Origin of the sequence: Microbispora cellulosiformans (genome assembly GCF_008728085.1) — a bacterium.
Lineage (GTDB): Bacteria > Actinomycetota > Actinomycetes > Streptosporangiales > Streptosporangiaceae > Microbispora > Microbispora amethystogenes.
On the sequence record NZ_VYTZ01000021.1, the window covers coordinates 18,219 to 28,921 of the forward strand.

The window sequence follows — 10,703 nt, forward strand, 5'->3', positions numbered from 1 at the left end:
CCTAGCGTCGAAGGGCCGGACGGACCGGCGTGCACGACGGAGGGAAGACGGTGGGCGTCGAGGTCGAGGACGTGCCGGACATCAGCGCCGAGTGGTACCGGGAGGTCGTCGCGTTCGCCGCGGACACTCCCGCCTGGGTGCGGCATGCGATGGAGATCGCGACGGACGTGGTTCCCGCGCTCGTCGTCGTGTTCCTCGCGGTGGGCTGGTGGCGGGCCCGGCGGGAGGACGACCGGCGGATGGCGCTGGCGCTGCTCGCCCCGGTCGCCGTCCTGGTGCCGTATCTCGCCAGCGAGGGGATCAAGAGCCTGCTGCGGCTGCGCCGCCCCTGCTGGGACCTGGCCGGGGTCGTCACGGTGGCGCCCTGCCCTCCGTACGGCGACTGGTCGCTGCCGAGCAACCACGCGACCTTCGCCGCCGCCGGGGCCGTCGCGCTGGCCGTCCTGTGGCGCAGGACGGCGCCGGCGGCCGGGCTGCTCGCGGTCGCCGAGGCCTTCTCCAGGGTCTTCGTGGGGGTCCACTACCCCCACGACGTGGTGGCGGGGTCGCTGCTCGGCGCGGTGACCGCGCCGCTGGTCCTGCTGGTCCTGCGGGGCCCGGCGACCGCGCTGGTGGTCACCCTGCGGCGGCGGCCGGTTCTCGCGCCGGTGCTGACCACCCGCGCCGGCCGGCTCCGCGTCACCCGCGCTGAGCCCGGCTTGGGAGCCGGGCCCGCTATCCCGCGCCGGAAAGCCCCGCCTCATGCGCGATGACCGCCGCCCGCACCCGGTTGGGCACGCCCAGCTTGGCCATGATCGTGCTCATGTAGGTCTTCACGCTGCCCTCGGCGAGGTGCAGTCTCGCGGCGATGCCCGCGTTGGACATGCCCTCGCCCACCAGGGCGAGCATCTCCCGCTCCCGGTTCGTCAGCACGGCGATCCGTTCGCGTGCCGCGGCCGAGCGCGACAGCCGATCGCCCGCGAACTCCCGGATGACACGCGCGGCCACGGGCGGCGACAGGTACGCCCCGCCCTCCGCCACCGCGCGCACCCCCAGGAAGAACTCCCGGGGATCACCTGTCTTGAGCAGGAACCCCGCCGCGCCGTCGCCGAGCGCCCGGGCCACGTATTCGTCCGCACCGAAGGACGTCATGATCAGTACGGCGGTGCCGGGGGCGATCCGGCGCAGCTCCGACGCGGCGGCGAGCCCGTCCAGCCCCGGCATACGGATGTCGACGAGGGCGACCTCGGGCCGGTGCGCCCGTACGGCCTCCACCAGAGCGCGACCGTCGGCGGCCTCGGCGACCACGTCGATCCCAGAGTCCGACGCGAGGATCGCCCGGACCCCCGCGCGGATCAACGGCTCGTCGTCGGCCAGAACCACCCGGATCGCGCGCATCAGTCGATGGTAGGGAACCGCCGCGGGTTCCAGGCACGGTCGGTGCCGGGCACGGTCACCGCGGCAGGAAGTCCTTGGCGACCAGGCGGCCCTCCGCGAAGCAAAGCCGGTGGAGCCGCAGTTCGCCGAACGGGTCGGGGTCAACGCCGTAGTAACGGCACCGGGAACCGGGAGGGATCGGCGGCTCGGGCCACGACGGATCGTCGATCCTGGTCCGGGGCGGCAGCACCGCCGCGACCTCCGACTCGGCCAGCCCGACCCGCAGCCCGGCGAACTCGGCCGGCGGCAGCACCGAGGTCGTCGCGTCGTAGACCATGAACCCCAGCACGAACGCGGACGCTCCGGTGAACGCCGCGGCGGACACCAGCAGCGCGGCCAGGCGCGTACGGCGTGCCCGCCGCCGGGCCAGCGCCAGATCGAGCGCGACCGGGCGAGGGCCGGGAACGTCCGTCGCCGGCGGTGTGACGTGCGGCAGCCGGACGGCCAGCGTGAAGCCCTCGTCCGAGGGCCCGGCGTGCAGGATGCCGCCGTGAAGCCGCACCCGCCCGGCCAGTTCCCGCAGCCCGTATCCGCCTGCCACACCTCGGCCCGGGCGGTCCGGTGCCGAAGCGGTGACGGTCACCTCGGTCTCGTCCGGCCCGGCCGCGAGCCGCACTCGCACCTCCGAGCCGGGGGCGTGCTTCGCGGCGTTGGTCAGCCCCTCCCGCACCACCCGTCGTACGATGGCGCGCGCGGGCCCGGGAATCCGCTCCTCCTCCTGCGCGCCGTGCACCACGACGGACATTCCGGCGGCCGCGGCACGCCGGACCAGTTCGCCGACGCTTTCGCCGGTCGGGTCGTCGTCCACGTGACCCGCGTCGCCGTCGCCGAGCACGGCGACGATGTCGCGTAGGCGCTCGGCGGCGCCGGTGACCGCCCTGCGCGCCTCTCCGGCGGCCTCGCGGTGGTCTCCGGGCAGATCGGGGGCGACCTCGAGGGCGCCGATTCGCAGCGCCACCAGGCTCAGATCATGGCCGAGCAGGTCGTGCATCTCTCGTGCGATGGCGCTTCGCTCCCGCATCCTGGCCTGCTCGGCGAGCATCCGGCGTTCCCGTTCCAACCGCTCCGCGCGTTCCCAGCCCGCGTGGATCAGGGCAAGGCTCTGGTGTCGCGCGTGGCCCGCCAGCCACGGCACGAGGCCGAACAACCCGATCCCGGTGACGGCGAAGAACCACGCGCCGAGGTCCCAGGGGACAAAGCCCCCTGAAGTGGGGTCCCAGCGGACCAGCGGAACCACGGCGGCGGCGGCCACAGCCACTGCCGACAGCCCGGTCAGGGCCGGTCGGGCCCGGGACATCCGCGTCCCCGCGAGACAGCTCATCACCGTCAGGGCCAGGAAGAAGACGGTGGGGTCCCCCCGGACGGCGACCGAGAGCGCCCACAGCGCGGCGGCGACGAGCATGGCCGCCAGCGGCCTGGACCGGCCGAGCGCGACGGCCACGCCGATCGCCGCGAGTCCGGCGGTCACCTCGGGCCAGGTGTAGGAGTCGGCCAGGGTTCGCGTCAGGCCTGCCCAGACCGCCGGAAGTCCGAGAAGCGCCCAGAGCAGGACGTCCTTCAGGCATGCCTGGTATGACTGGTTTGCCGCTTTCCTCGACACTCGGGCAACGGTATCCGCCGATCGCACGGCCCCAGCGACTCCCCACGGAGGTCGGAGCGCGGGGACACCGGGGCGAGAAGGCGCGAGGTCACGCGGTGGGCCGGGTGGGCGTGCGTGGACGCTCCGCCGGCGGGCAGGGCGGGCCGGCGGTCACCTCCGCCGGCTGGCCGGCCCGGACGAACTCGCGCAGGGTGCGCGCGCTGGTGTGGCCGGACAGGGACATCAGCATCGGCGCCGTCCAGCCGTCCTCGGCGAGGTGGGCCAAGCGCGAGTGACGCAGGCGGTGCAGCGTGTATCCCTCGCCCAGGGGGTCGAGGTCCCGGGTAGCCCGCTTGAACAGGTGCTCGGCCCGCTCGTACGACAGGCGGCTCCGGCCGGTGTGCGGGCACAGGCCGGCCGCGGCAGGTGCGCGGCCGGGGCCCGGCCGTCGGTCGGTGAGGAAGAGCGGGCCGCGACGCCGGTCGCCGACGAGCGGGGGCAGCAGCGCGGCTGTTCCCGCCTCCCAGCGGATCCGGCGCCGCCTGCCGCGCACCACGGCGCTCATGCCGGGCAGATCGAGGTCCTGCACGTCGAGCGAGAGCGCCCATTCCGCCGGGGCCGCGCTCTCGTAGAGCAGCAGCCACAGGGCGCGCTCGCGCGGGGCGATATCCGGCCGCGCCCACAGGTCCTCCAGGTGCGGCCGGGCGATGGGACGGACCCGCCCGCGGGGCTCGGGCCGCCGGTCGAGCGCGGCGGCCAGATCCGCGCCCCAATCGGCGCCCAGGCCGGCGACACGAGCGCCCGTAGCAGCGGCCCGGTCCGCGTCTGGAACAACCGCCCGATCAGCGCCCAGGCCGGCGTCACGAGCGCCCGTAGCAGCGGCCCGATCGACGGCCCTGCTGGCGGTCGGGTCGGCGGTCTGACCAGTGTTCGGCTCATCGGCCGCGTCGGCGGACTTCAGTCCGTGCCCGGCTGCCCAGGCGGCGAACGACCGTAGCGCGGCGCGGTGCCGGTTCCAGGTCGCGCCCGCCGCCGTGCCCCACTCCGCCGCGAAGACCTCGGCCACCCGCTGGGGGGTCGCCTCCTCCAGGGGAAGGTCCGCGCCGAGGCGCAGGCACAGCCGCGAGAGGGTCTGGCCGTACGACCGCAGGGTGCCGGCCGTCAGGCCGGGACGGGCGAGGAAGGCCCGAACGGCCTCGCCGAACGCGATACCCCCGACATCCCGGACGCCTCCGACACCCCCAACGCCCCGGACTCCGTCGACACCCCCAACGCCCCCGACACCCCCAACGCCCCCGACGCCGTCGACGCCCGCGACGCGTCCGACGCCCTCGACGCTTCCGATGCCTCCGATATCCGCAATGCCTTCGACATCGTCGGCGGCGCAGGTCGCGGCGCGCCGAAGCAGGACGTCGCGTTCCGGGGCGTTGCGGGTGAGGGACGCCGCGCGCTCGAACTCCGCGCGGGCCTCTTCGCGCCGGCCGAGCCGGGCCAGCAGGTCGCCGCGTACGGCGGGCAGCAGGTGATAGCCCGCCAGGGCCGGTTCGCCGGTCAGCGTGTCGGCCAGCGCGAGGCCGGCGTCCGGCCCGTACGCCATGGCGAGCGCGACCGCGCGATTGAGCTGGACGACCGGTGTGGGCAGCACCTGGACCAGCGCGTCGTAGAGGGACGCGATCCGCGGCCAGTCCGTCTCCTCCGCCGTGGCCGCTCCCGCGTGGCAGGCCGCGACGGCCGCCTGCAGCACGTACGGCCCGAGCGGCCCGCCGGCCTGCCGCGCCCGCAGCAACGCGGCGAAGCCGCGCCGGATGAGCAGCCGGTCCCAGCGTCCCCGGTTCTGCTCGTGCAGCACGACCGGTTCCCCGGACGGCCCGGTCCGGGCGCCCGAGCGCGACTGCTGGAGCTCCATCAACGCGACCAGGCCGTGCGCCTCGGCCTCGCCGGGGACGAGCCCGGCCAGCAGACGGCCGAGACGCAGGGCCTCCAGGCAGAGGGACGGCCGCATCAGGTCGTCGCCGGCCGTGGCCGAATAGCCCTCGTTGAACACGAGGTAGACGACCTCCAGCACGGACGCCAGCCGGGCCGTCCGATCCGGCCCCGACGGCACCTCGAACGGCACCCCCGCGTCGGCGAGCGCGCGCTTGGCCCGGACGATCCGCTGGGCCACGGCGGTCTCGGTGACGAGGAAGGCACGCGCGATCTCGTCGGTGCGCAGGCCGCCGACGAGCCGCAGCGTGAGCGCCACCCGGGACTCGGCCGGCAGCACCGGATGGCAGGAGACGAACATCAGCCGCAGGACGTCGTCGCCCACCTCTCCGTCGACCGCGACCAGAACGTCGTCCATCTCACGGGCGTCGTCGCCGGGACGCGTGGCGAGGTCGTGGGCGAGCCGCTCCTGCCCGCGGCCGTGCCGGCCCTCCCTGCGCAGGTGGTCGACGGCACGTCGCTTGGCGACGGCCATCAGCCAGGCGCCGGGGTTGTCCGGGATGCCCGACGCGGGCCACTGCTCCAGCGCGGCGAGGACCGCCTCCTGCGCCAGTTCCTCCGCGAGGCCGACGTCGCCGACCAACCGCAGCAGGCCGGCGACGATCCTCGCGGACTCCAGCTTCCAGACCGCGTCGATCACACCGCGTTCGTCGCGGGGAGGGTCGTCGCGGGAAGTCACCCGGCCGATCAGAGCATCCGTGCCGCTCACCGCGCAACCCGGGCCCGGCGGCCGGCCTCAGCGGGGCGCGTCCTCCGGGCCGAAGACCTGCTGAACGGCACCCTGGCCGTCACCGACGATCTTCCAGAAGCGGCGGGCCAGTTCGATCGCCTCCTCACGGGAACGGGTCTCGACCAGCGCGAAGCTGACGATGGCCTCCTTCGACTCGGCGAACGGCCCGTCGGTCACGGTGACCTCGCCCCCTCGGCTGGTCATCCGCACGCCGCCCGGCTCGAGCCCGCCCGTGGCCAGCAGCACGCCGGACCTCGTCATCTCCTCGATGAAGGCGCCCATCTCGGCCATCATCGCCTCGTCGGGGGCGGAGGAATCGCCGTTGGTGGTCATCAGGAAGCGCATCGTGGTGTCTCCTTCGTTCATTGTGCGGGCCGATCGCCGGTCCGCCCTGTCTCACCTACACGTCGTACGGACGCGGGCGAAACAGACACCACCCTATTTCTCCCCCTGACCTGGCCTTCTGCTGTCGATGTGACAGGGAATGCGCATGTGACAGGGAATGCGCATGTGACAGGGAATGCGCTCACGACGTAATTGCAGGTGAGCAGGGATCGGCCTGCCGGCACCACGGCGGTGTCGATCCGGCCCCTGGCCGTTCGACGCGTGAGCGAGGCCGGCGGAACGGACCGGCCGCGGAGCACCCGACGAAGGGAACACCCCGATGACCTCCACGCGCGTCACCACTCCCGACTCCGGTTCGCGTACCGCCGGAACCATCCCGGCGTCCGCCTCCTCCGGCCGCGCCACGCGGACCGGCGCGGCCGCGCCGGCATCGACAAGGACGCTGCTGGCCTGTGGTGTGGCCGCGGCCCCGGTGTTCGGGATCGTGTCCCTCGCCCAGGCCTTCACCCGGGCCGGCTTCGATCTGCTGCGCCATCCGTTGAGCATGCTGAGCACCGGGGACCTCGGCTGGCTGCAGATCTCCAACTTCCTGGTCACGGCCGCGCTGACGGTCGCCGGCGCCGTCGGGCTGCGGCGTGTCATGCGCGGCCTGCAGGGAGGGACCTGGGCGCCGCGGCTGATCCTGGTGCAGGGCCTCATGATGGCCGCGTCCGGGGTCTTCGTCCTGGACCCGGGAGACGGCTTCCCGGCCGGGACCCCCGCCGGTCCCGGCACCATGAGCTGGCACGGCCTGCTGCACCTGGCAAGTGGCTCTGTGGCCTTCGCCGCGCTGGCCGCGGCCTGCTTCGTCCTGGGCCGCCACTACTCCCGCGCCGGCCGGTCCGGCCACGCGTTCACCTCACGGCTCGGCGGTCTGGCAGTGGTGCTGGGCAACGGCTGGGCCATGTCCGGCGGATGGGCCGGTTCCCTCGCCCTCTGCGTCGGCGTACTCACCGCGATGGCCTGGCTCTCGGTGGTCGCCGCGACCAAGCGTGCCGCCCTCGCCGGGTGACGGGACACGCGACCGGGCGTGATTTGTCCAGTTGCTCTTATGTAGACGTCGGGATGGGAAAAGCGTCAGGTCACGCGGGCGGCTGGGCGGGCATGACGACGGTGGAGTGGATCCTGCGGACGCGGCCGGGGGCGGGCTGGTTGGCGAGCCGGGGACGCAGGACCGCGGCCAGGTCCTGGAGGAACTCCCGGAACTCCTCGTCGCTCAGATACATCGCCACCTGCCGGTAGCCCACCCCGTCCCGGCCGAGGTCGAAGTCGTCGCGGTCGAGATATCGGTCGAAGTCGGCGAGCAGCGACGCGACGAACGTCATGAACGCCTGCCGGTGGTCGTCCGCGCCGAGCCCGGCCGCGTCCTCCGCGGTTACCGTCGCGTTCGCCGTACGCAGCCGGTAGGACCGCTCGAACGTGCCCCTGACCTTGCGTTCCGCCACGATCTCGATGATCTCGCCCTCCACGAGCACCGCCGAGAAGGCCGGCGCGCTGCGCGGGGACCTCCGCGTGCCCTGCTCTGCGGTCCGGTCCGTCGAGATCGTCGAGGGCGCGCCGCTGCGGGCCGTCCGCGGGCTGCGCACCGGCCTCGCGATCCCGGGCGCGCGTACGCTCGGCACCTGGCACCGGCCGGCACCAGGGAGTTCGTGGACGTGCGCGTCGACGCTCCTGGCGAAGTGGGAGCCCGGCCACAGCTTGTTCGCCCGGTAGTAGTGGCGGGCCAGCTCGGGGAACTCGGTACGCGTCCTGCGGGAGGACACCCCCTTTGAGGGAGTTGACGAGCCGGGACAGGGTGACCGTGGGCGGGATGTTCACCAGCAGATGTACATGGTTGGCCTCGCCGTTGGACTTCGCCGGCTCCGTCTCGAAGTCGGCGCAGACGTCCCGCTTGATCTGTTCCATGCGCTCTATGGGTTCCAGGTGGGCGCCGGTGAACACCTGATGCCGGAATGTGGTCACGACAACCAGATGGGCGCGCAGGATGAAAACGTAGTGCCTGCCCGTTCGCATATCTCCCTGTAATCGGCCATGTGCCGTCGGTAAAATCATGGTGTGCGGCTCCGGTACAACTTCCGCCTCTACCCGACGCCGGGTCAGCGTCAAGCGCTGGCCCGGGCGTTCGGGTGCGCGCGAGTGGTGTTCAACGACGCGCTGCGCGCACGACAGGACGCCCGGGAACGCGGCTTGCCGTACATCTCGGATGGCGAGTTGTCCAAGCGGGTCATCACCGAGGCGAAGAAGACCCCGGAACGCTCCTGGCTGGGCGAGGTCTCCGCCGTGGTCCTGCAGCAGGCGCTGGCGGACCTGAACACCGCCTACCGCAACTTCTTCCACTCGATCACCGGTAGACGCACGGGGCCGAACGTGGCCCCGCCCCGGTTCCGGTCCCGCAAAGACAACCGGCAGGCGATCCGCTTCACCCGCAACGCCCGCTTCGCCATCACGGCAGGCGGGAGGCTGCGCCTGCCGAAGATCGGAGACGTTGCGGTGCGCTGGTCACGGGACCTGCCCGCCGAACCGTCCTCGGTCACGGTGGTCAAGGACGCGGCCGACAGGTACTTCGCCTCGTTCGTCGTCGACGTCGCCGAACAGCCCTTACCGCCCGTTGAGCGCGAGACGGGGATCGACCTCGGGCTGGGGCACTTCGCCGTGTTGTCGAACGGGCGGAAGATCGACGCCCCGCGTTTCCTGCGCCGGGCCGAGTGGAAACTCCACACGCTCCAGCGGGCGCTGTCCCGCAAGCAGAAGGGGTCGAGCAACCGGGCCAAAGCCCGGCAGAAGGTTGCCCGCCAGCATGCGAAGGTCGCCGATGCGCGCCGCGAGTTCCACCACCGGGAATCTACAAAGATCATTCGCGAGAATCAAACGGTGATCGTGGAAGACCTGGCCGTGAAGGGACTGGCGCGCACGAGGCTGGCCAAGAGCGTGCACGACGCGGGCTGGTCGGCGTTTGTCGGCATGCTGGAGTACAAGGCCGCCCTGTACGGGCGGACGTTCCACCGGATCAACCGGTGGTTCCCCAGTTCGAAGCTGTGCTCTGCGTGCGGGACCGTCACCGCCACGATGCCGCTTTCCGTCCGGGAGTGGACCTGCCCCTGCGGGGCGGTCCACGATCGGGACATCAACGCCGCACGTAACATCCTGGCCGCCGGACGGGCGGACAGGCTAAACGCCTGTCGAGGGCCGGTAAGACCACCGTCCGCGGTGGCACAGCCCGCTGAAGCAGGAAGCCACAGAGGCGCCGCATGACGCGGCACGGACTGATCCCCGGCCTCCAGGCCGGGGAGCGCGTCAAGACAAGAGGGGCGTCGGCGCCAGCACCGGCGAGTTCCTCGCGACGGGCTTCCTGGAGGGCATGACCGACGCCGCCGCGGCGTTCGCCGCGCTGCGCGCACATCCCGAGATCGATCCTTCCCGGGTCGCGGTGGCCGGGCACAGCGAGGGCGCACTGATCGCGGCGAACCTCGCCGCGACCGCCGAGCCGGCCCCCGAGCCGGCCCATGAGCCGGCCGGAGAGCCCGGCGGGTCCGAGGAAGGGGCCGGAACCGCCGCCCGGCCGGTCGTGGCGGCGGTGGTGCTGCTGTCGCCGTCCGCCAAGCCGGGCGCGGAGACACTGCGGTGGCAGGCGGAGCGCCTGGCGCCCTCGATGCCGGCGGCCGTCCGGTGGCTGCTGCGGCTGACCCGCACCGACCTGGTCACGAAGGTGCTGAAGAACCACGAGCGGATCCGCCGTACGACCACGGACGTCGCCCGGATCGGCGGGGTGCGGGTCAACGCGCGCTGGACCCGTGAGTTCCTCGACCACGACCCCGCCGCCGACCTCAAGGGGATCCACGCTCCGGTCCTGGCCGTCACCGGGGAGAAGGACCTCCAGGTGGATCCCGCCGACCTCGCCCGGGTCGCCGAGTCGGTCCCGGGGCCGGTGGAGACCCACGTGATCCGCGACCTCGACCACATCCTGCGCCGGCAGCCCGGCCCGCCGTCGCTGCGCGCCTACCGCCGTGAGGCGCGGGAGCCGGTCGACGCGCAGGTGAAGGACCTCGTCACGAACTGGCTCGCGGAACGCCTGGCCCCGGACGCCCGTCCCTGACATCCGCGCGCCGGGCCCCCTCGCCCTCCGCTTCGCCGGCGACGTCGGCGGGTGATCGCCGGGTCAGTCGGCGTCCTTCGGTGTCTGGGCCAGAACCTGGTCGGCGGTCGCCGCCACCACGGCCGCCGCCGTGGAGATCTCCCTTACCTGTTCGGGAGGCAGGGCGCGCAGCACCTTCTCCAGGGCTTCCAGATCGGCCTGGTAGGCCGCCGCCATCGCCGCCTGCGCCCTGGCGGTCCGCCCCGCCTGGTCGACCGCCCGGCCGAGAGCCCGGCCGGCCCGTTCGACGGCCGCCCCGAACTCCCGCGCCGCCTCGACGGCCACTTTCTCGATGTTTCTCGCCCATTCGGGCGGTTGGTCGCTCATCGCCGTCCTCTGCGTGGAGGTCTTTCCCGTGCGGTCTTCCCGTAGGCACAACTCGCCCCCGGAGTGTGCCGGATCAGGGCCTAATGCCCCCCGTACGCGCTCTACACCCGATCACTGCGCAACCTTTGGGAGTTCTTCGTGATTGAAACTGG

Annotated in this window: 10 protein-coding genes and 2 pseudogenes; 4 read left to right on the top strand and 8 right to left on the bottom strand. The window is 73.0% G+C overall.

Annotated elements, in window-relative coordinates; genetic code table 11:
• Positions 1 to 29 precede the first annotated feature (29 nt).
• Entirely contained in the window at positions 30 to 752 is a 723-nt protein-coding gene (locus tag F5972_RS34295; RefSeq protein WP_150939884.1) for a phosphatase PAP2 family protein, read from the top strand.
• Here F5972_RS34295 and F5972_RS34300 read toward each other — a convergent pair.
• The 5 genes and pseudogenes from F5972_RS34300 to F5972_RS34320 all read right to left on the bottom strand — a co-directional run bounded on the left by F5972_RS34300 (position 715) and on the right by F5972_RS34320 (position 6,053).
• Positions 715 to 1,377, bottom strand: a complete 663-nt coding sequence (locus F5972_RS34300; protein WP_150939886.1) for a response regulator transcription factor — start codon at positions 1,375 to 1,377, stop codon at positions 715 to 717. The genes F5972_RS34295 and F5972_RS34300 overlap by 38 nt on opposite strands.
• A gap of 55 nt (positions 1,378 to 1,432) precedes the next feature.
• Complete coding sequence (locus F5972_RS34305; RefSeq protein ID WP_150939888.1) at positions 1,433 to 3,016, bottom strand: sensor histidine kinase; 1,584 nt, start codon at positions 3,014 to 3,016, stop codon at positions 1,433 to 1,435.
• 88 nt (positions 3,017 to 3,104) lie between these two features.
• Positions 3,105 to 4,403 carry a tyrosine-type recombinase/integrase gene (locus F5972_RS39545; protein ID WP_404803099.1) on the bottom strand — a complete coding sequence of 433 codons (1,299 nt, stop codon included), beginning with the start codon at positions 4,401 to 4,403 and terminating at the stop codon, positions 3,105 to 3,107.
• Positions 4,380 to 5,669 (bottom strand): annotated as a pseudogene (locus F5972_RS39550) (RNA polymerase sigma factor); the annotation flags it as partial. The pseudogene F5972_RS39550 and the gene F5972_RS39545, both read right to left, overlap by 24 nt.
• A 45-nt stretch (positions 5,670 to 5,714) precedes the next feature.
• The gene (locus F5972_RS34320) at positions 5,715 to 6,053 is read right to left on the bottom strand and encodes a YciI family protein (protein WP_150939890.1); all 339 of its coding nucleotides are present in this window, start codon (positions 6,051 to 6,053) and stop codon (positions 5,715 to 5,717) included.
• 319 nt (positions 6,054 to 6,372) lie between these two features.
• On the opposite strand from F5972_RS34320, the gene F5972_RS34325 reads away from it, so the two are divergent.
• Positions 6,373 to 7,104, top strand: a complete 732-nt coding sequence (locus F5972_RS34325) for a DUF998 domain-containing protein (RefSeq protein ID WP_150939892.1) — start codon at positions 6,373 to 6,375, stop codon at positions 7,102 to 7,104.
• A gap of 70 nt (positions 7,105 to 7,174) precedes the next feature.
• Here the strand turns inward: F5972_RS34325 and F5972_RS38590 are convergent, their stop codons facing one another.
• Positions 7,175 to 7,855 (bottom strand): hypothetical protein, encoded by a 681-nt coding sequence (locus tag F5972_RS38590; RefSeq protein WP_225312155.1) that lies wholly within the window; start codon positions 7,853 to 7,855, stop codon positions 7,175 to 7,177.
• 61 nt (positions 7,856 to 7,916) lie between these two features.
• A pseudogene (locus tag F5972_RS39555) lies at positions 7,917 to 8,144 on the bottom strand (transposase); the annotation flags it as partial.
• Positions 8,145 to 8,147: 3 nt separating this feature from the next.
• On the opposite strand from F5972_RS39555, the gene F5972_RS34335 reads away from it, so the two are divergent.
• Together F5972_RS34335 and F5972_RS34340 are read left to right on the top strand one after the other, a co-directional pair.
• The gene (locus F5972_RS34335) at positions 8,148 to 9,344 is read left to right on the top strand and encodes an RNA-guided endonuclease InsQ/TnpB family protein (RefSeq protein WP_150939894.1); all 1,197 of its coding nucleotides are present in this window, start codon (positions 8,148 to 8,150) and stop codon (positions 9,342 to 9,344) included.
• A gap of 106 nt (positions 9,345 to 9,450) precedes the next feature.
• Positions 9,451 to 10,185, top strand: coding sequence for an alpha/beta fold hydrolase (locus F5972_RS34340; RefSeq protein ID WP_150939896.1), 735 nt, complete (start codon positions 9,451 to 9,453; stop codon positions 10,183 to 10,185).
• A 63-nt stretch (positions 10,186 to 10,248) separates the two neighbouring features.
• Here the strand turns inward: F5972_RS34340 and F5972_RS34345 are convergent, their stop codons facing one another.
• Positions 10,249 to 10,551, bottom strand: coding sequence for a hypothetical protein (locus F5972_RS34345; RefSeq protein WP_150939898.1), 303 nt, complete (start codon positions 10,549 to 10,551; stop codon positions 10,249 to 10,251).
• Between the last annotated feature and the right edge of the window lie 152 nt (positions 10,552 to 10,703).

Bases quoted from the DNA above. Each gene is read 5' to 3' on its own strand.
- F5972_RS34345 (WP_150939898.1), bottom strand. From the start codon at position 10,551: ATGAGCGACCAACCGCCCGAATGGGCGAGAAACATCGAGAAAGTGGCC.
- F5972_RS34340 (WP_150939896.1), top strand. From the start codon at position 9,451: ATGACCGACGCCGCCGCGGCGTTCGCCGCGCTGCGCGCACATCCCGAG.
- F5972_RS34300 (WP_150939886.1), bottom strand. From the start codon at position 1,377: ATGCGCGCGATCCGGGTGGTTCTGGCCGACGACGAGCCGTTGATCCGC.
- F5972_RS34320 (WP_150939890.1), bottom strand. From the start codon at position 6,053: ATGCGCTTCCTGATGACCACCAACGGCGATTCCTCCGCCCCCGACGAG.
- F5972_RS34325 (WP_150939892.1), top strand. From the start codon at position 6,373: ATGACCTCCACGCGCGTCACCACTCCCGACTCCGGTTCGCGTACCGCC.